Source organism: Pseudoalteromonas sp. SG41-1, from assembly GCF_014164575.1.
Lineage (GTDB): Bacteria > Pseudomonadota > Gammaproteobacteria > Enterobacterales > Alteromonadaceae > Pseudoalteromonas > Pseudoalteromonas rhizosphaerae.
Map to the genome: position 1 here is coordinate 1 of NZ_JACJFL010000021.1, position 25,541 is coordinate 25,541.

Sequence of the window (25,541 nt, forward strand, 5' to 3'; positions counted from 1 at the left end):
CTGCTGGCGAGGGTCGGCAATTGATTCGAAATATTTAAATAGTTGAATATCAGGCATGGGAGCTCCTTAAAAAGGAGTATAAGATCATACTTTTAAGTCAAGGTAAAGTTCGTGATCTTGCCCTGTACTTATACCCTGAAAAGTAGCTTTTATTCTGTTCAACAGGTAAACCTAGTATGTTTACCTGTTGATAATAATTAAATAATCACCTAAATAGTGCATAAATACTAAAAATCGCCCTTCTCACCTTTTACGAATGAGTGATAACATAGAGGCATCATTAAAGGTAATTAAGATACTATGACTATTCATGTTTTATTGGTTGAAGATGACGAACTATTAGTAAAACGTATATTCAATCATTTTGCAGAGACTGAATTTTGCATTGAGAATGATGCAACTGGCGCTGATGCCTTAGCAATAGTGCAATCTCGCGCTAATAATCATGATGCCATATCATTAGCAATTATTGACATAGTATTACCTAAACGTGATGGCTTACATTTAGCAAAAGAACTCAACACCCTCACAGACATTGGTGTGATCATGCTTTCAAGCAGAGATTCTCAAGCCGATCGTATTGCCGGACTTGCCCAAGGCGCTGATGACTATATTTGTAAACCAGTTGATTTATTAGAGCTTGAACTACGTATAAGAGCACTTTATAAGCGCTTGAAAAGCAATAATAACAGTAGCGATGAAAGCGAAGAATTCATTGAATATGCTGACTTCAAACTGCATCCAGACAACCGTACTTTAATCACTGCTAATGGCATTGAATCTAGGCTCACTGAAGCGGAACATAAAGTGTTAATTTGTTTGATCTCAAACGCAGGAAAAGCAACGTCTCGTGAAAAAATATCAGAAGAAATTGGCCAGCCAGATTGGAGTCCAAATGACAGAACTGTTGATGTTTTAATTGGCCGCTTACGTAAAAAACTGAGCGATGAAAAAGACCAAAAACGCATCGTTACGGTACGCGGTAAAGGCTACATGCTGTCAATTTAATGCAATCTAACCACTAATACTGGGTTAATTGTGATAACAAACGTTCAAATGCACGATAATTGAGTGCCTCTTTTAGTTCATCTAAACTAATATTATCTTGCCCTTTTAGATCACTAATTGTTCGCGCTACTTTGATCACTCGATGATAAGAGCGTGGCGATAATGATAGCTTTTCACTGGCTTTAGCTAAAAACTGTAACTCCGGCGCTGCAAGCGCACAATGCACACTCATTTCTTTATTATTAAGTCGCGCATTGACTTTACCTTGGCGACGCAATTGCAGATTATATGCCGCCTCGACCCGCGTGCGCACAGTCGCACTACTTTGTTCTTCTTGAGTGCTTTGCAATTGCGCACTGCTTAAACGTGGTAGCTCTATTTGTAAATCAATACGGTCAATAAATGGTCCTGATACCCGCGATAAATAACGCATAACTTGATCCGGAGTTGCGCGCTTATCATTATGACAACCCGTAGGACTTGGATTAAGAGCCGCAATTAATTGAAACTGTGCAGGAAACTCCATTTGCCTTGCCGCTCTTGAAATCGTTACAGTGCCTGTCTCCATTGGCTCGCGTAATGAGTCAAGCACCTTACGTTCAAACTCAGGTAGTTCGTCAAGAAATAATACGCCATTATGTGCCAGTGAAATCTCCCCTGGTTTTGGGTTTGAAGAGCCTCCGACTAGCGCCACAGCGGAGCATGTGTGATGAGGATTACGAAATGGTCGCTTGCGCCAGTTAGTTAGATCGACACTTTGACCAATAATTGAATACAACGCTGCAGTGGAAAGTGCCTCATCATCGGACATGCCCGGCATAATAGTCGGCATACGTTGCGCGAGCATTGACTTACCCGTACCAGGTGGCCCCAAAAAAAGTAAATTATGGCCACCCGCCGCAGCGATTTCTAACACTCTTTTCGCGCCGGGCTGGCCTTTTACATCACTTAAATCAATTAAGAATTCAACACCGCTATGTTGCTGTTCTGGGTAGCTAATATTAAGAGGTAAAGGCTGCTGATTGAGTAAATCACTCCATACTTCTTGGATAGAAGAGACCGCTTTGCGCTCAACGCCATTTACTAAACTCGCTAAACTGTCATTTACTAAAGGTAAAAAACAACAACGCCCTTGTGCTTTAGCTGCTAAAACTGATGGGAGTATTGCATTCACGCCACGCACTTCGCCATTCAGTGCCAGCTCACCATAAAATTCATAGCGTTCAATATCAGTGCAAACAATTTGCTCTGAAGCGATGAGAATACCAACCGCAATCGCTAAATCAAAACGCCCCCCCTCTTTGGGTAAATCAGCAGGTGCTAAATTGACTGTAATGCGTTGGTCTGGAAAACCAAATTTAGAGTTTTCTAATGCGCTGCGTACACGATCTTTGGCTTCTTTTACTGAGGCTTCGGGCAAACCTACAATATGAAATGCTGGTAAACCATTACCTAGATGCACCTCAACGATCACTTCAGGTGCTTGAATGCCCACTTGGGCACGAGAATAAATTCGAGCTAATGACATCCTTTGTCCCTGTAACGTTCTGTTCTTTACAGTCTAGTCAGGATATTTAAAAATATGTAGTGTTAGTTGCCATTTCATTGCTGCAAGGCGTAACAGCAAGGTGGTTAACATCGCTAACACCATCGCTATCTCTGTTTCAATGTTCAATACAATTGCTTGGGTATAAACAATACCACCAGCAATACAAGTAATTGCATATAGCTCACCTTTTAATAGCATAGGAATATTGCCTGCCAACACATCTCGCGTTACTCCGCCAAAGCAACCGGTGATCACCCCCATAATAATTGCGGTTGTAGCTGGCATCCCCGCGAGCAATGCTTTTTGCGCCCCCATTACAGCAAAGAACGCTAAACCAAACGCATCTGCAACTTGTAAATGATATAAAGGAATTGATTTTTGCTTATTGATCAATCGCGTGGTAACAAAGACAGATGCAAATATCGCGATAAAATAACTTTGGTCGTGTAACCAAAATACCGGAACATCTAAAATCAAATCTCGAATTGTGCCACCACCTATCGCGGTGACCGTCGCCAGTACCACGACTCCAAAGCCATCCATTTTTTTATCATAGGCAATTAAAGTGCCTGACATGGCAAATACGGCGATGCCAATTAAATCAAACCAATGATAAAGTTCAGTCATATATCCAAGCCATCCCAAGATGCGAATCGAAGTTAAAATAAACAGTGCTTAACGACGCCGTTTTAGCACAATAAATCCAAAGTTATAAGTGAACTTTAGATTTATTGCTATTTCTATTAATTCAGTAACTGCTGCGCTGTTTGCAACTGCTTATAACGTACGACCAATGTAATGCCACGCAGTAGCATAAAGCAGGTCATTGCTAACCAAAGCGCATGATTTTGCCAAGCATTAAACACCCAAAACACGCCAAAGAATCCAACTAATGCTGAAATTAGCATGGTATTTCGCATATCTTGAGCTCTGGTTAGGCCAACAAAAATACCATCAAACAAAAAGCAACTCATTGCCGCTAATGGCATAAAAATCAACCATGGTAAGTATTCATTGGCGGCTTTGATCACTTCAGGAATATCTGTTAATAAGGTAATAATTTGCGAACCAAACAATGCAAAAAACACGCTATAACAAAAAGCAAATAGCATTCCCCAAAATACGCTTATTTTTACCCATAAGTTTATACGCCGTACGCTATGTTGACCTTTTGCTTGGCCAACTTTTGCTTCACTTGCATAGGCAATACCATCAAGAGCAAAGCTCACTAGCATTAAAAAGTTCAGTAATACAGCATTTACCGCAAGCGTTACCTCGCCAATGCGTGCACCATAGAAGGTCATAAAGCTAAAACACAGTTGTAAAATTAAGGAGCGAATAAAAATATCACGGTTAAGACTTAATAACGCCCACATTTTATCTCGGCTAAACCACCCACCTAAAAATAGCGGCACAGTCATTTTTTTCGCCAACCTAAAAACCAAGAATAATGCAAATAATAGCGCGGTATAATCGGCAATCAACGATGCCCAAGCAGCTCCGGCGACTTGCCAATCTAAGTACACAACAAAATAAATATCTAAAACAATGTTGGTGATATTAGTAACTAGTAATAAATAAAAAGGCCCTTTACCGTAATGAATCCCTAACATCCAAGCTAATAATACCAAGTTACATAATGCCGCTGGTGCACTAAAAATACGAATTTCAAAATAACTATAAGCTTGTGCGAGCACCTGCGCACTGGAACCAGAAAGGTAAGCTATGGCATTTTTAATAAGTGGCGATAAAGCAATTAAAGAAAATGCCACGATAAGCGCTAATACTAAACTGCGCTTTAATAATCCGGCTAATTGAGGATAATCTTTCTTGCCATAAGCTTGCGCAACCAGCCCTGTGGTACTCATGCGTAAAAAGCCCGCCAACCAAAATAGCAATGAAATTACCGTGGCGCCCAAGGCAATTCCGGCAAGAAAATGAGCACTACCAAGATGCCCTATTACTGCAGTATCAACTATTCCTAACAGTGGCACGGTTATATTTGATAATATCATTGGACCAGCTAACAACAGCAAGCTTTTATGGTGTGCTTTATGACGATTAAGAAATTTTTTCACAGTCTGCTATCGATCCTCTTTTGTCTATCTTTACCTGCTCACAGCGCAGTTATTTTACAGTATCACCATGTCAGTGAGACCCTGCCAGCAGTCACCAGTGTCAGTGCAGAAACCTTCACTGAGCATTTAAACTATCTAAAACAGCATGACTTTAACGTAGTGCCACTGAATGAATTACTATCTGCTTTACAACAAGGCCAAAGTTTACCAGATAAAACCGTCGCTATTACCTTTGATGATGGTTACAACAATAATTATGAACAAGCAGCGCCGATATTAGAAAAGTTTGCTTACCCCTATACGATTTTCGTTAATCCAAAATTGATTGATGAAGGTAAAGGCTATGTAATGGGCTGGAATAAACTCAGAGAACTTGCCAAAAAAGGTGCTCTGATCAGCAATCACAGCGCACAACATGATTACCTACATCGTAAATTAGCCGATGAAACACCCCAACAATGGCAGGCGCGTATTAAGCAAGATATTTTGTCATCACAACAACGGATCAAAGAAGAAATTGGCCATGACTATAAATACTTAGCATATCCATATGGCGAGTTTAATAACCAATTACAAAGTTTAGTGAAAGAGTTGGGCTTTATTGGTATTGGCCAACACTCTGGTGCCATCAACAAAGATTCTGATTTTAGCCGTTTACCACGCTTTCCGGCTTCTGGGTTTTATAGCAAGCTTGATACGCTAGTGACCAAACTAAACTCTCGCGCATTTTCAATCCAAGAGCTTACTTATATTGATAGCGTGACCAGCCAAAATCCACCTCAGATCAGCATTAAATTTAATATGGGAGACTTTCATAAAAGTCAGCTAGCTTGTTATGTATCGGGCATCGGTCAGGCAAAACTAGACTGGTCAGCAGCTGATACTGTGACCATAAATTCACCGAAAAATTTAGCTCAAGGGCGATCACGATTTAACTGCACAGCACCATCAATTGCTCATAAAAATAGCTATTATTGGTTTTCACAACCGTGGGTAATTGTGCAGTAAAAATATAATCCCTTGATAATTATCAACCTGAGCCCGGGATAATCAGCTCAAGTTTATAAGATGACTACTTTTTCATTGCTTGGTTTAGTAGATGCTGCGTCACTTTATCAAGCGAGACCACCGCTAAAGCTGCTCCGATCTCTACAGCGGCTTTAGGCATGCCCCATACCACTGACGATAGTTCATCTTGCGCTACGGTATAAGCACCATGCTGTTTTAGCGCCAGTAAACCTTGCGCACCATCGCTCCCCATACCCGTTAATAAAGCTGCGATGGTATTTTTAGGGCAAACTTTAACCAGCGAGTTAAACAATACATCAACCGCAGGACGATGACGGTTAACCGGCTCGCTCTCATCAAGCTGACAATATAAGCTGCCTCCTTGCTGTATAACGCTTAAGTGTTGACCACCCGGGGCGATAAACGCCCAGCCAGCTTTTAACTTATCGCCTTGCTGCGCCTCTTTGACATTAATAGTACATGTCCTATCCATGCGCAAAGCAAATGAACTGCTAAACACAGGTGGAATATGCTGCGTGATAACGATCGGAGGGCAATTTTCTGGCATTCTTATTAGCACCTCTTTAATCGCCTCTGTTCCTCCTGTTGAAGCTCCAATCGCCAAAACCTTATTGATACTAAACTGTGCATTACTTAACGTTTCGATAGGTTGTACTTGGCTTAATTTAAAAGGCCGTACTCGTGCCGCTGCTGCCGTACGGACCTTTTGTTGCACTAATTTAGCATACTGGCTTAATTGCTCAGATACATTGACTGTCGGCTTAGCTATAAAATCAACTGCCCCTAATTCCAGCGCCTCCAAAGTTATCGGTGAACCTTTTTGGGTGAGCGTTGATATCATTACCACAGGCATAGGCCGTAGACGCATTAGGTTTTTCAAAAAACTAATGCCATCCATTTTCGGCATTTCAATATCTAAAGTCAGCACATCGGGATTAAGTTGCTTAATCATTTCTCGTGCTTGATAAGGGTCTTCTGCACACCCTACGACCTGAATATCATCAGCCTGGTGTAGTACCTCCGTCAATACTCGTCGAATCAATGGCGAGTCATCAATCACTAACACCTTGACCATTTTTTACCCCTTAAAATAACTCAATATCGGTTTTAGAATCTTGTTCTTCAATATCGTGTAAATAACGGACTTCGCGTTTTTCAATCACATCAGTGTGCATGTCGCGCAATTTTTTAACCTGTGCTTTGCCTGTTTGAGGGTTAAAATTGACCTTACGCGGCCAAGGCCCCCCCACATCATGAGACACTAATTCTAGCCCTTCTTCTTGCACATAAGAGTAAGCAAAGCGAATATTACCAAGACCAATATCTGTCATCGAGCGAATAATTTTACCGCCGCCAAACAGTTTTATTTTTAGATTTTGCCTAGAGGCGCCATTTTTAAGTACTTCATTAATTAAAAACTCCATCGCCCAGTTACCATAACGACAATTTAAGTTATGCGCACTAGTTGGCTCTGCGCCTTTTTCAATCGGTAACATAAAGTGATTCATGCCACCCACACCAAGCTTGTCATCATAAATGCAAGCAGCAATACATGAACCTAGCACAGTGGAAATCACCTCATCGTTTTTTGACACGTAAAACTCACCGGGCAATACTTTAACAATAACTTGCCGCTGACCTGAGTCCCAAAACCGCTTAATATGCTCAAACCCATGTAATACTGGCTTAAAATGACTATCCATAAATCACCTTCTGATACATAGTTTTACCTAAGTTTTTAAACTCACTATGCTCCTTTCCCATGGTTTCAGAATGACCTAATAATAGGTACCCATGTTCAGCTAAAATATGACAATAACGGTGGAATAACTGATCTTTTGTTTCTTTATCAAAATAAATCACCACATTACGACAAAAGATCACGTCAAAAGGCCCTTTCATTGGCCAGTCTTGTAATAAATTCAACCGCTTAAAATGAATTTTTTGCTGTAATTCAGGTTTAACTTTGAATAACTCACCATCTTTAGTTTTTAAAAACCAGCGCTGTAATTGATGTTGTTCAAGTCCATTCACATTAGCCGCAGTGTAGGTACCTGATTGTGCTTTAGCTAATACATTTGAATCCAAATCAGTGGCTAAAATTTTCACATCCCAATCGGCTGGAAATAACCCATGTAAGGTCATAGCTAAAGAATAGGGTTCTTCCCCAGTTGAACAACCTGCAGACCATATCCGAACTCGCCGAGTGCTTTTATTTGTCACTAATAACTTGGGTATTACATGGGATTGCAAATAATCAAAATGATGTGATTCACGAAAAAAAGAAGTCAGATTAGTTGTTATTGCATTGATAAAATCACTAAATTCTTGCTCTTTATGTGCCTCTAAATAAGCTAAATACTGTTTAAAATTTGTCAGCTGCAATGCTCTGAGCCGACGAGCAAGACGTGAATAGACCATTTCTCGTTTATGATCACCTAATACAATGCCACACGCGTCATAAACTATTGCAGCTATTTGCTTGAAATCATGGTCGGTTAGTAAAAACTCTTTCATTACAATTACTCGCAATAGGCGTGACTGAGCTGCGATTGAATATTAACAAAATTGCTAAAAGTTAAGACTCTGGATTTTTCAAAGTACAGAGGCTTAACTAGTAATGCGATTGCAAAAAACGTTAAAATTCCTCCCATTCATCAGCTGAATTAGCAAAGTTATTACCTCGCGCTTTACTACGGATATTATTACTACGTGGTGGCGCGGTAGTAGGAGTTACTGATGCAGTATTAATTACAGCGTCTTGCTGACTTATAGTAAAAAAGTTCAGTAACCGGGTCATATCATTCGCTTGCTCTGACATTGACTCGCTGGCCGCGGATGCTTGCTCAACTAAGGCCGCATTTTGCTGGGTCATTTCATCCATTTGCGAAATAGCTTTGTTGACTTGCTCAATACCTGAACTTTGCTCTTCGGATGCTGCTGCAATATCAGATATCATTTCAGTTACTTTTTGTACTGCAATAACAATTTCTTTTAAAGTGGCTCCTGATTCATTAACTAATAAAGTGCCATCTTCAACTTTACCAACGCTATCTCTGATCAACTCTTTAATTTCTTTTGCAGCCCCCGCGGAACGCTGCGCTAGATTACGCACTTCGCCGGCAACGACAGCAAAGCCACGCCCTTGTTCACCAGCTCTAGCAGCTTCAACAGCGGCATTAAGAGCTAATAAATTAGTTTGAAATGCTATTTCGTCAATCACGCTAATAATATCGGCAATTTTTTTACTCGACTCATTAATTGCCGACATGCTGATCACCGCGCGATTAACAACTTCGCCCCCTTGCTGCGCTTTGTCGCGCGTTTCTTCTGCTAATTCATTAACCACTTTTGCATTATCAGCATTTTGACGTACTGTACTGGTCATTTCCTCCATGCTAGATGCTGTTTCTTCAAGCGATGAGGCCTGCTCTTCTGTACGCTGGCTTAGATCAGCGTTGCCTTGAGATATTTCCTCTGCTCCACTTGCCACTAAGGTTGCCGAGGTATTAATACGATTAATGACTTCCGTTAATTTATCAGCCGTGGTATTGGCATCACGCTTGAGTTTTTCAAACGACCCCTGATACTCTTGCTCTATCCGTTTTGATAAATCACCATTGGCCATCGCATCAAGCATATTAGCAGTACCGGTGACAGCATCATCAACAATACCAATTAAACCATTTAGACCTTTAGCTAAGCGTAAAAAGAAACCGCCCTTACCTTGCTCTGTAACACGAGCGTCTAGATTACCTTTGCGTGCAGAGCTGACTAAGTCAGCAATTTCTTTTTCTATTGCGACTTCGGCTGTTCGATCTTCCCACTCCACCACAGTGCCAATACGTTCATTTTCTGGGGAAAAAATAGGGTTCGCAACTAAGCCAAAGGTGCGCCCACCTACAAGTATCTCTGCACTGTAAGTATCGGTTAGCTTGCTTAACAGATTGCGTTGATGAGCTGGGTTTTTATGAAATACATCAATGTTTTGCCCTATTAACTGACTACAATCAAAATTAGGTAAGTCGCGTCGTAAATCTTGCTCTGCGGCGCGCATCATATTTTGCACCGCTTCATTCATATATATAATATCGTTTTTAGTATTTGCAATCATGGTGTTTGTGGCAACCCGATCCAGCGCTCTTCGTACACGTAAATTCTCTTCAGCAGCACGTTTTTCAGCAGTCGATTTTTTAATACTTTCGGTTAAATCTTGCCACTCAATTATTGTTCCTAAGCGCTTACCTTCTTTATTAAACCAAGGGGTCGCAATAATATTAAAAATTAACGATGCAATTTCTAGTTTTGACTCAATAGAGTCGGTCAAGTTTGTATACAACTGAACCTGTTGTGCTGTATTTTCAAAAAATGCCGTAATACTTGAGCCCACTATACTATTGACGGAAAAATCACCTAGTACACTCTGCAGCTCACCTTGTCTGGCTTGGAACATTTGTTTTAATTGATTGTTAGCAAACACTATCTGTAAATCATTGTCTGCCATCATCACACTCGCCTGGCAGATCGTTAATGCGCTCGATAGATCAGCATCCCTTTTTGATTCTTTTTCTAATTCTTTTTGAGCTGTGATGTCTGTCGCATATTTAACCACCTTATAAGGTTTGCCACTGAGATCAAAAATTGGGTTATAAGATGCTTGGATCCATACTTCACTGCCATCTTTAGCGATACGTAAGTACTCACCTGAGTCAAATTCACCACGACCTAATTTTTGCCAAAACAGTTGGTATTGCTCACTTTTAGCAACCTCAGGTTCAATAAATATACGGTGATGCCGCCCGACTATTTCTTCTAACTGATAACCAAATGTCTGCAAAAAGTTGTCATTCGCGGTCAACACGCTGCCATCTAAACCAAACTCAATCACCGCTTGAGATTTACTAATAGCAGCAATTTGACCCGCAGCTTCAACAGCAACCATCTTTTGCGCCGTAATATCACTGGCAAATTTCACAACTTTTATAACATTTCCATGCTCATCCTTAACGGGGTTATAAGTTGCTTGGATCCACACATCTTTGCCGCTTTTACTGATCCGCTGAAACTCATCAGCAATAAACTCTCCGCCTTTCAAGCTTTGCCAAAAGCTTTTATATTCACTGCTCTGAGCTTCTTTTTTAGATACAAACATTGAATGATGCTGGCCCTGAATTTCTTCTAAGGGGTAACCCATTACATCTAAAAAGTTATTATTCGCCGTAATAATTATGCCGCTAGGTTCAAACTCAATCACCGCAAGTGACTTATTTAATGCCGTAACGATTAAATCATTATTTGATTTTTTAGAATTACTAAACCACCCCATGCCCATCACCTTCTTGTTGATCACCATTTGCTATATTTAGTATTTGGCTAAATATCCATTGTTTTTTGCAGGTCCAATAACGCGACCATCTTCTCACCGACATTCACTAACCCTGCGATAAATTCAGCATTCTCTGAGCCGCTAAAGTTAGGCACCGTCTTCGCATCTTGCTCTACAATACTGTAAACATCAGATACGGCATCGACTACCATTCCCATAATCTTGCTATTTTGCTCAAAAATTACTTTCACTACGATCACCACTGTTAACGGTCCATAGTCAATCGTCGCTAAGCCAAACCGTAATCTAAGATCTAAAATAGGTACTATGGTGCCACGTAGATTAATCACCCCTTTTACATAATCTGGGGCATTCGGGATCTCGGTGATCTCCTCCCAACTGCGAATTTCTTGAACAGTTAAAATATCAACACCGTATTCTTCATCAGCCATAATAAAGGTTAAAAACTGCTTAACTCCTTGGGCCTGTTCAAGCATTATTTTGTTATCTAATTCGCTGTGCGCAGAGATCATGAAGCCTCCAAGTTGGCTTGCGATTCAATAATCAATTCTTGGCTACCGGGTTTTCTTAATCCTGATAATTTAATTAAGCCGCTGATATCGACAATCAACGAAACCCGACCATCCCCTAATATAGTGGCACCTGACACGCCATCTACTTTTTGGTAATTAGCTTCTAAACTTTTAATCACTACTTGTTGCTGTGACAATAAATCGTCAACTAACAAACCAATTTTTTGGTTATCGCTTTCAACCACCACTAACAAGGTTTTATCAAGCGTTTCTATCGCACCTTGATGATTAAAAATACTGTATAAACGCAAGATAGGAATGTATTCATCACGCAGTCTAAGTACATCTAGGTCTTTACCCACTCGGCTGACTTTGCTGATATCTATTTGTAATGATTCAACAATAGAAATTAATGGAATAATATAGGTGTGCTTTGCAACCCTCACTAACTGACCATCTAAAATAGCCAGCGTAAGTGGCAAGCGAATAGTGAAGGTAGACCCAACACCTGCAGCAGATGAAACTTCAACCGAGCCATTGAGTGATTGGATATTACGCCTGACCACATCCATACCTACCCCACGTCCGGATATGTCGCTTACCTCATCCGCGGTTGAAAAACCGGGCATAAAAATGAGTTCATTAATTTCATCATCATCCAACTCATCAGCTTCACTTACTAGCCCATTAGCAACCGCTTTTTGTTTAATCTTTACAGTATTAAGGCCTTGTCCGTCATCCATGATCTCTATAACAATATTGCCACCTTGGTGAAATGCATTAAGTGTGACTGTACCGACTGGGTCTTTACCTGCAGCAAGACGCTGTTCAACAGTTTCTAGACCATGATCCAGCGAATTTCGCACTAAATGCACCATAGGATCTGATATTTTTTCCATTACAGTTTTATCAAGCTCGGTCTGTTCACCTAACAGTTTTAGCTCAACTTGCTTATTTAGCTTTTGCGAAATATCTCGTACTAAACGCGGAAAACGACTAAATACAAAGCTGATTGGCAGCATTCGGATACGCATTACATTTTCTTGTAAATCACGAGTATTATGAGCCAATTGCGCTAAACCTTCCTGCAAAGAGGCGATAGTCGCTTCGGTGATCTCTTGTTGACCAATTTGGCTCAACATGGCTTGAGTGATAACCAGCTCTCCAACCATATTGATCAATGAATCAACTTTATCTATGCCTACTCTGATTGAAGTAGATTCTGCAGCTGGAGTGCTTGCTTTGACCGCAGTGCCTTTTTTTATTGGTTTAACCGCAGCAACATTGACAACTGCAGGGGCTGAAGTTGAATTAGGGTTTTCCTCAATTACATCAGGTGTTGTAATTTGCGGATCATCATCATCATCAACATCAGCATCAGCAGCAAAAACATCAGCAAATAACCCTCCGCACAACGCGATGGTAATATCAGCATCATCTTCAACCCACTCAAATATTTCTCGAATCGCACTCTCATCTTTTGCTGTGTTTAAAAAGAATCGCCAAGATAAAAAACAATCATCGGGACTTAAATCAGCAATGTCAGGGATCTCATTATTGAAAGCTTGAGTCTCTAAATCGCCCAATTCAGCCAACTCACTGATCATATACAGTGGCTCATTGCCTGTTTTAAATAAATGATGATATGGTTTAAAATCAATCTGATAGGTGTTTAGCGCAAGTTGAGCGGGGCTAGCAGTGACTTCCAGTTTATTTTTTTCGCCTTGATCTACCCCTAAAATCTGTTCAAACTTAATTCTCAGTGCAATAGCTTCGTCTAAATTAGGTTCTTGCTCTGCTTGTAAGCCACGAAGTAACTCCCGCAAGCAATCAACAGATTTAAGTAATAGGTTAACATGCTCTGCGGTAAGCTCTCGTTTCCCCTCACGAATTTGATCTAATAGGGTTTCTAGCACATGAGTAAAGTCAGACACAGAGTTAAAACCAAATGTACCACTGCCGCCTTTGATAGAATGCGCAGCACGAAAAATGGTATTGATTGTTTCTAAATCTTCTTCGCCAGGTACCAAGTTTAATAACTCAGCTTCCATCGCATCTAAGCCTTCAAAACTTTCCTCAAAGAAGACTTCAAAAAATTGACTTAAATCTATACTCATACCCCATCCCCTAGATTAGCGAATTACTTTTTTTAAAACCGCTAATAACTGTTCAGGATTAAAAGGTTTAACTATCCAGCCTGTTGCACCAGCAGCTTTCCCTTCTACTTTTTTGTCCATTCCTGATTCTGTTGTTAGCATTAGCAATGGCGTAAATTTATAGTTTGGTAAGGTGCGTAACTCCCTGATCAAAGTAATACCATCCATCACTGGCATGTTGACATCGGAAATCACAGCATCAAAACCTTGTTGTTTTGCGATGCTAAGTGCTTCACTTCCGTCCTTTGCCTCAGTGACATCAAAACCCGCCTTTTTCAGTGTAAAACTCACCATTTGACGCATCGATGCCGAATCATCCACGGCTAAAATTCTTTTCATATGAACTCCTTAATCTGCATTTTCTAGTATTAGATATTCACTCAGGCCTAAGCGATTAATGGCATTTTTTAAAGGCTCACTTTGCCCAACCCAAATAATTTTGTGATGTACGCACAGCAAGTGCTTTTGCAGAGCACACAATAGTTGAATCGAGGCAGTATCTACGCGTACAACTTCACTTATGTCTAAACAAACATCATCATTGCGGTGTAATTCTTGTAATAAATCTTGGTGTAAGTTTTCAACTTGGGTGATTGCTAGTTCAGCGGGAAGCTTCATCATATTGTTCGCACTTTCCATGTTTAACCAATTCATAACAAAAGCTTAGACTGAGTTAGTAAAAATGCCATAAATGCGTTGAAAAAAGAGTGAAATTATTTACAGGGGGGATAAAAGAAAAACAAAAAAGGAGCTAAACGCTCCTCGAAAATAATTAAAATATACTTATTCTATTAATAATGATCCGCAATCTGTTTAAACTCAGTTATTAATAATTTAGCATTAATTAATGGCACACTGCCCTGTTTAAATTCAGGTTTAAATATGGCCCTTACCGCCCCTTGAGGATCAACCATCGCAATTGAAGCACTATGGTCAACGGCATATTCTTGCTCATCACTATTACTAATTGCGTAAATCAAACCTAACTCTCTAACTAGTGGAAATAGATCTTTATGTTCCCCTGAGACCGCTAAAAAATCAGGATTAAAATAATCAATGTAGGCTTTGCGTTTAGCGACTGTATCGCGTTTTGGATCGACCGCTAAAAACCAAATTTGCAATGGGTATTCATCTTTCAACGCTTTATAAACGCCATTGAGTTTAGCTAATGTCAGAGGGCAAATATCTGGGCAACTGGTATAACCTAAAAACACTAAATTCCATTGACCTTGCAATGTTTGCTTAGTTACTGGCTGAGCATTTTGATCTTGTAAAGTAAAATCACTCAAAGGTTTGGCTTGTTCATATACCAAAGCTTCAACGTCAGGCATAGCGCTGTCACTACAAGCTGTTAACAGCAATAAACTTAACGCCAACCACACTCTCGCCCCACGCTTAACTGCTAAGCTATTCATATAACGAACCATTTATCTATAAATAAGGCGACAAAGAGTATCATTAAATGAATAATTGAAAAACGGAATAAATCCATTGCTGTATCGTCATTCCCCGCTATTTTTAGTTTTACCGCTTTATAGATGAAAATCCCATTAAGTAATGTCGCAGCAATTAAATAAATGAGCCCCGACATACCAATTAAATAAGGCAATACACATACCAAAGCCAATAAAATAGAGTATGCAACTACACAGGTTTTACAAAAATCAATGCCATGAGTGACTGGCAACATGGGGATCTTAGCGCGTTCGTAATCACTTTTGCGAGCAATTGCCAACGCCCAAAAATGCGGCGGAGTCCAAGTAAATATGATCATCACCAATAACCAAGGAGCAGCTGCCATGTGCCCGGTTTCTGATACCCACCCTAACAACGGCGGCATGGCCCCTGCGAGTCCTCCTATAACAATATTTTGTGGCGTTGCACGCTTTAAAAAGGAGGTATAAATAAACGCATAACCAACTAACGCAAATAAGGTTAATACAGCGGTTAAAGTATTAGCCCAGATCATCAACATAATGAAACCACTCACCCCAATAACAGCGGCAAAACTTAAAGCATGCAGTTTAGATAACCGCCCCTTAGCAACTGGCCGATGGCGTGTACGTGCCATTTTACTATCTATTTCGCTATCAACTACATGATTGATCACCGCAGCTGCAGCGGATAACAAGCCAATCCCCAGTAAACTAATAAACTGTACGCCAATACCACGACCAACATCGGGTGCCAGCGCTAAACCAACCCATGCTGTTAATACCAACATCGCGACTACTTTAAATTTACTGATCGCTAAATAATCATTTATTAAGCCGCTAATTTGGCTAGGTGCTAACTTTGTTATTGCTATTAATGGTGTCATAACTGTCCCTATGTACGTGCTTTTAAGTAAAAACATAAACGAACGACTGTTAACAATAGTATGGCAGCCATTAAATTATGTGCCAGCGCAACGCCGAGCGGGAAATGCCAGTGCACAACCGCCAAGCCCAAACAAATTTGACACAGCAACGCGACCAATACGGAGACTGTACAATGCTTTATTTTTCTCGACACAGCACGGCTATAAATGCGCCACATGATCAGCGCTAATACTACACAGGTAACTAACGCCCACATTCGATGTAATAAATGGATCGACATCCTAGCCTGCTGTGAAAGTACACCATATTCATAAGTACTTTGCTCTAATGGCAACTGAAATACGCTACTCAATGAAAACGGCTGTCCGTAACTACACAATGGCAAGCCATTGCAGTGCGGCGCCGCATAATTAGCAGCAAGCCAACCGCCTAGCGCTATTTGCAATACCAATACCACTAATGCGACTAGACTAAGTTTAAAGTAACGCCGAGCTGGGGCGTCGCCGCCAAAAATTGGTTTTGCCGTTAGCCGTAAATACAATAATGTAACCAATGATAAAATACTAAATCCACCTAATAAGTGCCCCAATACAATCAGCGGCTGTAAATTCATGGTGACGGTCCACATCCCTAAAGCCGCTTGGAACACCACCAGTATTAGTAATAGTAAGGGTAATTTAATTGGCGTGGTTGGATATTGACGTTTTAATAAAGCCAATATAAATAACGCTAAAATAAGTAAACCTAACGTGCCGGCAAAATAGCGATGGATCATTTCTTTCCACGCTTTAGCGGTTTCGAACATCATATCAGGGTAGGTTTGCTCTACATGGGCTAAATCAGCCTCATGCTTGGGTACCGTTAAAAAGCCATAGCAACCGGGCCAATCCGGACAACCCAATCCGGCATCACTCAAGCGCGTATAAGCCCCTAAGCCAACAACTAAGATCGATAACATAAAAGTGGCTAATACCAAATGTTTATAGTTTTTATACATAATTGGCACTCCTTAATTTAGCTAGAACGCGAATAGTTAAGTAATTTTTTTAAATCTTTTAACAGTCCTTTTTGAGTCAAACGGTTTTGCTGTGGCTCACTATGGTAGGGATACTGCAAGACCACTAAGCCCATATGATCAATTAGATATAAACTAGCTGGTTGCAGTACATCAACCTCAGGTAACTGACGCCATGGCAGCTCTTTTTGCTGTGTCTGGCCAAGGATGGCTACATCGACTTTACCTTGATTTTTACCAAGAGCGATGTAGAGGTTCTCTAGTGCTTGTAACTGCTGTGCACAAGCTTGTTGGCATTGTGCTGGGTGATTTAAAGCAATAGTCCATTGTTTATGCTCCGTTTTTTTCCAATCTTGTAGTTTTATTTCCTGTGTTAAAAATTCCCCTTTATTACTCGATGCACTAGGTATCCACTCAAGCTTTAACGCCAAATACGCCAGTATTAAAGGCACTAAACAACAGCCAATAAATATTAATAACGGATTGTTTTTCATTGTAATTCCTTCTTTTTAAAAGCAAATACAGCAATAACAAGGCAGGCAATCGCAATCAATAACCATTGCACTGCGTAGGCTTGATGTTTTTCGGGGCTCATCACCACAGCTTGGTAATGCGGCGCAGCAATCTCATCCGCGATACCTTGCCGATAACCAATAAAGTCAATCATGTCGCGACCTGTTTGCTGTGAAAACAATGCTAAATCGATAATTTGTACGCGCTTGGGCCATGCTGTATCCGTCTTGTGTTGTGCATCTTGCAAAGTAAAGCCACTGAGCTTTCCTTGCTTTAATTGCACGGTCATTGCCAAAGGAGTCGATGGTAGGTTTATACTAGGGAGTTGCTGGCGAGTAAGTGGTGCTTTAACCCAACCCAAATTCACCAACAGAGTTTGCTTACTTTGCTGTAAACGCAGCAAGGTAAGTACATCGTAGCCAACCTGACCTTGGTAAACTTGATTATCTAACAACCAATATTGCTGCGTATCTAGCACTCCAGAGATACTTATCTGCAAGCCCGTTTTATTCCAATCACTAGGCAGTTGCTGCATTTGCTGCCAGCTCATTACTCCCTGACTTTGCAGGGCTGCTATTTGTGTTAATTGCTCAGTTTTACTTTCAGCTCGCTGTAATTGCCAATACCCTAGGCGTAAACACACCAATACCACAATGGTTACCACGCAAATGGTAATAATTGAGCTAAGCTTTTGTTTACGCCATAAAATTAACTGCATAAAGGTGACCCAGTGATTATTAAAATTATTATCGTACTGTTGCTACTATTTATACTTTTTAACTTGTTCCGTGCCTTATTTATTATGGTATCGGGTAAAACAGATGGACGGCCTATGTCTCACTATTTAGGCCGTCGTGTGCTGTTTTCTGTTATCGTCTTAGTGGTTGTTATTGCAGCCCTTAAACTAGGTTTCATCCACAGTAACTCATCACCAATTGATAAAGTTACAGCACATATACAAACACAAATAAACACAACCACACCACATCAACAAAATGCCAATACCAAGCTGCGGCTTGAAACGCAAAATGTTTATCTGGGCTAAAGTGGCCCTTTAAAATGCGGATCAGCATGACTAATAATAAAATAGTTCCTAAGGTCACATGCATGCCATGAAAGCCGGTTAGTAAAAAGAAAGTATTGCCATATACGCCAGCATCTAAGGTCAGTCCTAAATCCTGATAAGCATGCATATACTCTACGACTTGCAGCCCTAAAAAACAGACCCCTAATACGATTGTCAGTGCCATAAATACTTTTAATGGCCCACGCTTATTGTTCTCCATGCCTACATGAGCAAAATGTAAGGTAACCGACGAGGTTAGTAATATTAATGTGTTGATCAGCGGCAATCCCTGCCAACCCATAGCCTGTGTCGTACCACCACCGGGTGTAGTAACTAATGGCCAGATTGCTTCAAAAGTAGGCCACAGTACCTCATTGGTCATGGCATTATTTCCGGCGCCGCCAAGCCAAGGCACAGAGATCATCCGGGCATAAAAAAGGGCACCGAAAAAAGCCATAAAAAACATTACTTCAGAGAAAATAAACCAGCTCATGCCTTGACGAAACGAGCGATCCATTTGCGCTGAATATAAGCCTTGATCAGACTCTTCAATGACATTTTTAAACCAGCGAAATAGCATAAACAGCAACACACCAATTCCTGCGTAAAGCACATAATGGCCAGCACCACCGCCGCTGCTTGCTTGCATTACGGTAAGACCTGCACCAACAGCAATAAAAAACATCGCAAATGCGCCAACTATTGGCCACGGACTTTGCGCGGGAACATAATATTTTTCGTAATTTTTATCCATTTTGTTTGCTCCTAATTAGCTATTAGCTTGGCAACCTAATTACTAGCCACTATCTGCCCGCTAATATCAAACACGGTATAAGACAAAGTTAACTCTTCAACATCTTCAGGTAATTGCGTATCAACATAAAAAAGCAGTTTAAATTCCACTTCTTCACCTGCTTTCAAAGGTTGTTGATCGAAACAAAAGCAAGCCATTTTATGCAAATACTTAGCTGCTTTGCCTGGAGACACCGACGGTACCGCTTGCATAACTTTATCTTCATTACTGGTATTTTTTGCTCTAAACAGCACTTCGCGCATAGCTCCGGGCTTTACTAGCACACTATACTCATGTGATTGCACCTCAAATGGCGCTCCACTTTGCGCATGAGTTGTGAAGCTTACGTCGATTTCTCGTGCCTCATTAACACTCGTACTTTGCTTTGCTTTCTCTAACGAAGGCTTACCATTAAGGCCTGTTACATCACAAAAAACGTCGTACAACGGCACCAAAGCAAACGCAAAAGCGAACATGCCAAGACATATTAAAACTAAGCGCTTAAGCAGTGGTGCATGACTCATTACTTAATCTCCGGTGGCGTTTCAAAAGTATGATAAGGCGCAGGCGATGCCACCTCCCATTCCAAACCCTCAGCACCATCCCACACTTTGGCGGGCACTTTATCGCCGCCTCGTGCACACTTAAATACTACAACCACAAATAACAATTGTGATAAACCAAAAGCAAAGCCACCAATACTAATAATCGCGTTAAAGTCTGCAAATTGCAGTGCGTAGTCAGGAATCCGGCGCGGCATACCGGCCAAACCAACAAAGTGCATAGGGAAAAACAATACATTCACGCTCACTAAAGACAACCAAAAATGCCATTTAGCCAAGGTGATATTGAACATATTTCCCGTCCATTTTGGCAGCCAATAATACGCCCCGGCCATAATTGAAAATATCGCCCCAGTCACTAACACATAATGAAAATGCGCCACCACAAAATAAGTATCATGGTATTGAAAATCAGCAGGAGTAATCGCCAGCATCAACCCAGAGAAACCACCTAAAGTGAATAACACAATAAACGCAATACTAAATAACATAGGCACTTCAAAACTAATCGAACCACGCCACATGGTGGCTACCCAGTTAAATACTTTGACCCCAGTTGGCACCGATATCAGCATAGTTGCATACATAAAAAATAATTCGCCAGCGACAGGCATACCTGTGGTAAACATATGATGCGCCCAAACTATAAAGCTAAGTAAAGCAATCGAAGATGTGGCATATACCATAGAGGCATAACCAAATAATTTTTTACGTGAAAAGGTCGGCACTATAGTCGAGATAATGCCAAAGGCTGGCAGAATCATAATGTACACTTCAGGGTGACCAAAAAACCAAAATATGTGCTGGAACATCACCGGATCACCGCCCCCAGCAGCATCAAAAAAGCTGGTTGCAAAATACTTATCAGTCAATACCATAGTCACAGCACCGGCCAATACCGGCATCACAGCAATCAATAAAAAAGCGGTGATAAGCCATGTCCACACAAACAGCGGCAGCTTCATCCAAGTCATACCTGGCGCACGTAAATTAACGATAGTTACAATCACATTGATTGCGCCCATAATTGAGCTAATACCCATGATGTGAATAGCAAAAACAAATAATGCGGTATTATCGTTACTGTAAGTTGTTGACAGTGGTGCATAAAAAGTCCAGCCAAATGCCGGGCCACCACCTGGCATAAACAGGGATGCCAGTAAAATAATAAAAGCAAAAGGTAAAATCCAAAAGCTCCAATTATTCATCCGTGGTAATGCCATATCTGGTGCGCCAATCATGAGTGGTACCATCCAGTTAGCCAATCCTGTAAAGGCCGGCATAACGGCACCAAATACCATGATCAAGCCATGTACTGTGGTCATTTGATTGAAAAAGTGAGGCTCTACTAACTGTAAGCCAGGTTGAAATAACTCTGCGCGGATCACCATCGCCATGGCGCCACCAATTAAAAACATCGTCAACGAAAAAATTAAATATAAGCTACCGATATCTTTATGGTTAGTAGTATAAAGCCAGCGTTTAAAACCTTTCGCAGGATGATGATGTCCATCATGGTGTGCAGCTTGATCATGTTGTTGCTCTGTTACGCTACTCATTATTTAGCCTCCGAAGTTGCATCAATCGCGGCTTGTATCTGACTCGGTTGAATTACATCCCCAGTGTCATTGCCCCATGCATTACGCTTATAGGTGATCACAGCTGCTAGCTGCTTGATTGATAACTGCTTGTCAAATGCTTGCATAGCGGTACCTGGGCGACCATGAAGCACTACATCAATATGATCTTTAATATCTCCTAATACTACCGGACTGCCTTTGAGCGCCGGGAAAACCCCCGGTAAGCCCATACCTGTTGGTTGGTGACACGCAGCGCAACTGGCCATATAGACTTGCTCGCCGAGTGTCATTAATTCTTCTTTTGGTAATGTTTGATCTAATAATGCAGCATCAGCAATTGCAGCGTTTGCTTTTGCCTGCTTAGCTTCGCTCAGCCAGTTTGCAAATGCTTGCTCAGATTTAGCTTCAACCACCACAGGCATAAAGCCATGATCCTTTCCGCATAGTTCTGCACATTGCCCTCGATAAATGCCCTCTTCATTAATTCTGGTCCAAGTTTCATTGATAAACCCAGGGTTAGCATCTTTTTTCACTGCAAAATCAGGCACCCACCAAGAATGAATAACGTCGTCTGAGGTCATTAAAAATCGTACTTTTTGATTAATTGGCAACACCAAAGGTTTATCAACTTCAAGCAGGTAATTAGGGTTTTTATTTGCAAGATTAGTTATTTCATCTTGAGGTGTAGCAAGCATTGAATAAAACTCAACATCTTCACCCATGTACTCATAATGCCATTTCCATTGAGAACCAGTAATTTTAATCGTGAGATCAGCTTTACTAGCATCTTCCATTGCAATCAAAGTTTTTGTCGCAGGAATTGCCATACCAATTAAAATCACAAACGGGATTGCCGTCCAAAGGATTTCAACTTTAGTACTTTCATGAAATTGGGCTGGTTTTGCCCCTTTAGATTTACGGTGGTGGATCAGTGCCCAAAACATCACGGCGAACACGATGACCCCAATCACACAACATATAATAAATATTGTCATGTGCAGCTGATAAACATCATTACTTATATCTGTTACGCCCTTACGCATATTAAACTGGCTATTAGCCAATACTTGCTGCGGTAGAACAAACAATATAAGCCACAAGGTAGAGCTCAATTTACCCATGTGACGGCTCCTTTAAATGCTATTGCAAAACGCAAAGCGAAAAGGCGGCACAGCTTTATTCGCGCCAATTCGTTATTTTTTATTGTTACTGAATATTAACGCAACCCTAAATTATGCTATTGAGCAAAATTGTTAGACTTTTAAAGTAGCTGTTAACACAGTGTATTAACCAATTAGTTAAAAAATGAACAATTAGCAAGTTTTAAGAGCAATTAAATTCTTTTTTGGTGCATAAATAACAGCTAAAAATCAGCGCGTTATTTTGTAATTAGGGATAATATTAGAGGGCTAAAAGTAGCTGACAAGTAGATTTGATAGGGCTTAGGACGCTATAGCTAAGTATAAAATCTAGCCATTAAAGCGGTAAAAAATTAAATGCACCAAACTTCACCAATTTGGTGCAAAATACAGATCAAAAAATTTACATCCAATCAGCGTTGCGGATCACCCCAACAGCTAACCCTTCAATATTGAAAGATTCATGTTCAAGATCCACTTCAATCGGTGAAAATTCATCGTTTTCAGCATGTAAAAAAACTTTTTTACCTGCTTTTTCAAGGCGTTTTACTGTTACATCGTCATCAACACGGGCAACCACCACTTGGCCATTTTCAGCAACTTGAGTGCTGTGTACTGCCAATAAATCGCCATCCATAATACCAATGTCTTTCATACTCATGCCTTGCACACGCAGTAAAAAATCAGCAGCCGGTTTAAACAAGAGTGGATCTATTTTGCAATGACTTTCAACATGCTGCTCTGCCAAAATAGGCTCACCAGCGGCAACTCTGCCTATTAGAGGTAAACCAAGTTGTTCCGGCTCATCCTCTTCAACTAACTGAATACCTCGACTAGCACCGGGCTTCATTTTAATAACGCCCTTTTTCGCTAATGCCTTTAAATGTTCTTCCGCTGCATTAGCACTTTTAAAACCTAACGTTTGCGCAATCTCAGCACGGGTTGGCGGCATACCGGTATCTTTAATAAAAACTTTAATAAGTTCGAGAATTTGAGCTTGGCGATTCGTTAATGGGCGCATACAACTGGTTTTCCATACAGTACATTTAACTGTGAGTATATACAGTTATCTGAAAATCGCAAATATAAATTGGCTTAAAATCGCGCCGTTAATAACAAGCTCATACTATTTAAACCACTTCCAGAATCAAGCGCAGATCCAAGACCAAACTTTAATGCTACATGTTGATTAAACCAATATTGCGTTTGCAGTTCATAGTTGTCTTTTAGATTTTTCTGATTCCGAATATTGGCAACGACTCCCACTGACCATGCTTGATTTACATAATAAACCGCCTGCCCCTGCACATAACGATAACGCCCTGCCAATTGCTTTAGCTCTAAATCCCAACCTTGATTGCTAACTATATTTGTCCAACGAACATAAGGTGCATAAGTCCATTCAACCGCGACTCTTTCATTATCTTTGCCAAACCACATATCATGGCGCTCTAAGCGACTGTAATATACATTGAACCCTAGTTGTAACTGTTCATTCATTTGCTTACCAACAGCGGCACTCACTAAATAATCAGTATTTTGCCAATAGCTATTATCCTCACAGAGGCGCTGCGCGCTGGCACTAATAACTAATCCTGCGGGACCATAGATGGCAGCATCGGCATTTAAATAGCTAAAATCATCATTAGCAAACCCACCAATAGCATAATTATTGACTTGATTTAAATACGCTTTTAGCTCGTATGGACCAGTCAAAGATTCAAGATCTTGCGCAAAATATCGGTATCGTGCGCCTAAAAAAGATTCATCTAAACCAGCTAAATCGGTAAAACCAATATCGAGTTGATGTTGGGTACTAGCAACAGCCTGCGGCTGAGCAACAAGGCTCATCAATAATATTGCACCACATCCAAATACCTTTACTTTCATCCTTAAGATCCATTAACAGTTAGATAATATAGGTACATTTTATCTATTTTTATGATCTTAACTGTAGGAAAATGTTTAAAAGTGTAGACTGATTTAGTAAATAACTTAGTGAGGTAGACAGATGAGTATTTGGTATCAACCGATCACCCTAGCACAATGTAAGCAACTTGATGACGGCATAAGTGGTCAAGGCACATTGATGAAAACCATGGGCATTGAAATAAGTGAAATAGGCGATGATTATTTAGTAGCAACGATGCCCGCGATCCCAGCTCATCATAACCCTATGGGTATGGTGCATGGCGGCGCAAATGTTGTACTTGCAGAAACGGTGGCGAGTTATGCTGCAAACTTTGCTGTTGATTTTACAAAGTTTTATTGTGTTGGCCAGGAGATCAATGCCAATCATCTAAAAGCATCACGTAATGGTTTATTAACCGCGATAGCAACACCACTACACTTAGGCAAGCGTACATCCGTATGGGAAATAAAAATCACCAATAGTCGTGGAGAACTGTGCTGCGTATCAAGAATGACCGCAGCAATTGTAGAGCGAAAAGGCTAACTTGAAAGTGGATAAATTGTAATTTCAATACCTGCACCAATAGCAGAAATACGCAATAAAGTATCGGCACTGAGCGCTTGATTAAAGCATTTTGGCGAAGTGCCTGATTCAAAGCCAATATCAAAGGTGCGCTTTGAGCATGATAACCACTGCTTTAATGCATTGCGTGAGCAAGATTCAATTAACTCACATAAGTGGTTAATCGCTTTATCTGGTGAGATAACGTCTTCATTAGACTCAATACGTGCTAGTTGACGGTACTCATCTTTATCGTAATGCAAAACCACAGCACTTTTTTTTAAGTCTGCAACTAACAAACTAATATCTTGCTTTGATTCAAGCTCTAGATCTACATTTAAAAATTGAATTTCCGACATTGTTTCATTTTTACCCTGCGTTAATAACAACGCAAACTTT

Annotated in this window: 27 protein-coding genes; 4 read left to right on the forward strand and 23 right to left on the reverse strand. The window is 40.6% G+C overall.

The window, feature by feature from the left end:
* Positions 1-300 precede the first annotated feature (300 nt).
* Entirely contained in the window at positions 301-1,008 is a 708-nt protein-coding gene (locus H5203_RS12695) for a response regulator transcription factor (RefSeq protein ID WP_182731734.1), read from the forward strand.
* 13 nt (positions 1,009-1,021) lie between these two features.
* Here the strand turns inward: H5203_RS12695 and H5203_RS12700 are convergent, their stop codons facing one another.
* The 3 genes from H5203_RS12700 to dinF all read right to left on the reverse strand — a co-directional run bounded on the left by H5203_RS12700 (position 1,022) and on the right by dinF (position 4,635).
* Complete coding sequence (locus tag H5203_RS12700; protein ID WP_182731733.1) at positions 1,022-2,536, reverse strand: YifB family Mg chelatase-like AAA ATPase; 1,515 nt, start codon at positions 2,534-2,536, stop codon at positions 1,022-1,024.
* Positions 2,537-2,569: 33 nt separating this feature from the next.
* Positions 2,570-3,184 (reverse strand): trimeric intracellular cation channel family protein, encoded by a 615-nt coding sequence (locus H5203_RS12705; protein WP_145237840.1) that lies wholly within the window; start codon positions 3,182-3,184, stop codon positions 2,570-2,572.
* A 116-nt stretch (positions 3,185-3,300) separates the two neighbouring features.
* Complete coding sequence (dinF, locus tag H5203_RS12710; protein ID WP_182731732.1) at positions 3,301-4,635, reverse strand: MATE family efflux transporter DinF; 1,335 nt, start codon at positions 4,633-4,635, stop codon at positions 3,301-3,303.
* Between dinF and H5203_RS12715 the strand changes: the two genes are divergently transcribed.
* Positions 4,612-5,643, forward strand: a complete 1,032-nt coding sequence (locus H5203_RS12715) for a polysaccharide deacetylase family protein (RefSeq protein WP_182739921.1) — start codon at positions 4,612-4,614, stop codon at positions 5,641-5,643. The genes dinF and H5203_RS12715 overlap by 24 nt on opposite strands.
* Positions 5,644-5,707: 64 nt before the next feature.
* On the opposite strand, the gene H5203_RS12720 is transcribed toward H5203_RS12715, so the two are convergent.
* The 13 genes from H5203_RS12720 to H5203_RS12780 all read right to left on the reverse strand — a co-directional run bounded on the left by H5203_RS12720 (position 5,708) and on the right by H5203_RS12780 (position 18,246).
* Entirely contained in the window at positions 5,708-6,739 is a 1,032-nt protein-coding gene (locus H5203_RS12720; RefSeq protein ID WP_149980432.1) for a chemotaxis response regulator protein-glutamate methylesterase, read from the reverse strand.
* A 10-nt stretch (positions 6,740-6,749) separates the two neighbouring features.
* The gene (gene cheD / locus H5203_RS12725) at positions 6,750-7,367 is read right to left on the reverse strand and encodes a chemoreceptor glutamine deamidase CheD (RefSeq protein ID WP_182758027.1); all 618 of its coding nucleotides are present in this window, start codon (positions 7,365-7,367) and stop codon (positions 6,750-6,752) included.
* Positions 7,360-8,181, reverse strand: coding sequence for a protein-glutamate O-methyltransferase CheR (locus H5203_RS12730; protein ID WP_182819830.1), 822 nt, complete (start codon positions 8,179-8,181; stop codon positions 7,360-7,362). The genes cheD and H5203_RS12730 overlap by 8 nt, the downstream gene beginning before the upstream one ends.
* A gap of 121 nt (positions 8,182-8,302) precedes the next feature.
* Positions 8,303-10,990 carry a methyl-accepting chemotaxis protein gene (locus H5203_RS12735; protein ID WP_182760132.1) on the reverse strand — a complete coding sequence of 896 codons (2,688 nt, stop codon included), beginning with the start codon at positions 10,988-10,990 and terminating at the stop codon, positions 8,303-8,305.
* 47 nt (positions 10,991-11,037) lie between these two features.
* Entirely contained in the window at positions 11,038-11,523 is a 486-nt protein-coding gene (locus tag H5203_RS12740) for a chemotaxis protein CheW (protein WP_145237819.1), read from the reverse strand.
* Positions 11,520-13,640, reverse strand: coding sequence for a chemotaxis protein CheA (locus H5203_RS12745; RefSeq protein WP_182819831.1), 2,121 nt, complete (start codon positions 13,638-13,640; stop codon positions 11,520-11,522). Before H5203_RS12745 ends, H5203_RS12740 begins: the two co-directional genes overlap by 4 nt.
* Before the next feature lie 15 nt (positions 13,641-13,655).
* Positions 13,656-14,018, reverse strand: coding sequence for a response regulator (locus H5203_RS12750; protein WP_145237813.1), 363 nt, complete (start codon positions 14,016-14,018; stop codon positions 13,656-13,658).
* A gap of 9 nt (positions 14,019-14,027) precedes the next feature.
* Positions 14,028-14,300, reverse strand: a complete 273-nt coding sequence (locus H5203_RS12755) for a lipid asymmetry maintenance protein MlaB (RefSeq protein ID WP_145238313.1) — start codon at positions 14,298-14,300, stop codon at positions 14,028-14,030.
* A 170-nt stretch (positions 14,301-14,470) separates the two neighbouring features.
* Positions 14,471-15,094 carry an SCO family protein gene (locus H5203_RS12760; RefSeq protein WP_145237811.1) on the reverse strand — a complete coding sequence of 208 codons (624 nt, stop codon included), beginning with the start codon at positions 15,092-15,094 and terminating at the stop codon, positions 14,471-14,473.
* The gene (gene cyoE, locus H5203_RS12765) at positions 15,091-15,999 is read right to left on the reverse strand and encodes a heme o synthase (RefSeq protein ID WP_179959138.1); all 909 of its coding nucleotides are present in this window, start codon (positions 15,997-15,999) and stop codon (positions 15,091-15,093) included. The genes H5203_RS12760 and cyoE overlap by 4 nt, the downstream gene beginning before the upstream one ends.
* 8 nt (positions 16,000-16,007) lie before the next feature.
* A complete protein-coding gene (locus H5203_RS12770; RefSeq protein ID WP_145237805.1) occupies positions 16,008-16,997 on the reverse strand; it encodes a heme A synthase in 990 nt (329 codons plus the stop codon).
* Between the two features lie 17 nt (positions 16,998-17,014).
* Positions 17,015-17,509 carry a transmembrane cytochrome oxidase associated protein gene (locus H5203_RS12775; RefSeq protein ID WP_145237802.1) on the reverse strand — a complete coding sequence of 165 codons (495 nt, stop codon included), beginning with the start codon at positions 17,507-17,509 and terminating at the stop codon, positions 17,015-17,017.
* A complete protein-coding gene (locus H5203_RS12780) occupies positions 17,506-18,246 on the reverse strand; it encodes an SURF1 family protein (RefSeq protein WP_145237798.1) in 741 nt (246 codons plus the stop codon). The genes H5203_RS12775 and H5203_RS12780 overlap by 4 nt, the downstream gene beginning before the upstream one ends.
* Positions 18,247-18,258: 12 nt before the next feature.
* Between H5203_RS12780 and H5203_RS23135 the strand changes: the two genes are divergently transcribed.
* Positions 18,259-18,573, forward strand: a complete 315-nt coding sequence (locus H5203_RS23135; protein ID WP_145237795.1) for a DUF2909 family protein — start codon at positions 18,259-18,261, stop codon at positions 18,571-18,573.
* On the opposite strand, the gene H5203_RS12790 is transcribed toward H5203_RS23135, so the two are convergent.
* The 6 genes from H5203_RS12790 to H5203_RS12815 all read right to left on the reverse strand — a co-directional run bounded on the left by H5203_RS12790 (position 18,473) and on the right by H5203_RS12815 (position 24,559).
* A complete protein-coding gene (locus H5203_RS12790) occupies positions 18,473-19,348 on the reverse strand; it encodes a cytochrome c oxidase subunit 3 (protein ID WP_145237792.1) in 876 nt (291 codons plus the stop codon). The two genes, H5203_RS23135 and H5203_RS12790, sit on opposite strands and share 101 nt — an antisense overlap.
* A gap of 35 nt (positions 19,349-19,383) precedes the next feature.
* Positions 19,384-19,911, reverse strand: coding sequence for a cytochrome c oxidase assembly protein (locus H5203_RS12795; protein ID WP_145237787.1), 528 nt, complete (start codon positions 19,909-19,911; stop codon positions 19,384-19,386).
* Entirely contained in the window at positions 19,911-21,509 is a 1,599-nt protein-coding gene (gene ctaD, locus H5203_RS12800; protein ID WP_145237784.1) for a cytochrome c oxidase subunit I, read from the reverse strand. The genes H5203_RS12795 and ctaD overlap by 1 nt, the downstream gene beginning before the upstream one ends.
* Positions 21,509-22,651, reverse strand: coding sequence for a cytochrome c oxidase subunit II (gene coxB / locus H5203_RS12805; RefSeq protein ID WP_145237781.1), 1,143 nt, complete (start codon positions 22,649-22,651; stop codon positions 21,509-21,511). Before coxB ends, ctaD begins: the two co-directional genes overlap by 1 nt.
* A gap of 421 nt (positions 22,652-23,072) precedes the next feature.
* Complete coding sequence (gene lexA / locus H5203_RS12810; protein ID WP_145237778.1) at positions 23,073-23,690, reverse strand: transcriptional repressor LexA; 618 nt, start codon at positions 23,688-23,690, stop codon at positions 23,073-23,075.
* A 74-nt stretch (positions 23,691-23,764) separates the two neighbouring features.
* Positions 23,765-24,559, reverse strand: coding sequence for a hypothetical protein (locus tag H5203_RS12815; protein ID WP_149980421.1), 795 nt, complete (start codon positions 24,557-24,559; stop codon positions 23,765-23,767).
* Between the two features lie 121 nt (positions 24,560-24,680).
* On the opposite strand from H5203_RS12815, the gene H5203_RS12820 reads away from it, so the two are divergent.
* Positions 24,681-25,124 (forward strand): PaaI family thioesterase, encoded by a 444-nt coding sequence (locus tag H5203_RS12820; protein WP_145242458.1) that lies wholly within the window; start codon positions 24,681-24,683, stop codon positions 25,122-25,124.
* Here H5203_RS12820 and H5203_RS12825 read toward each other — a convergent pair.
* Positions 25,121-25,501, reverse strand: a complete 381-nt coding sequence (locus H5203_RS12825) for a hypothetical protein (protein ID WP_145242456.1) — start codon at positions 25,499-25,501, stop codon at positions 25,121-25,123. The genes H5203_RS12820 and H5203_RS12825 overlap by 4 nt on opposite strands.
* Positions 25,502-25,541: the final 40 nt, after the last annotated feature.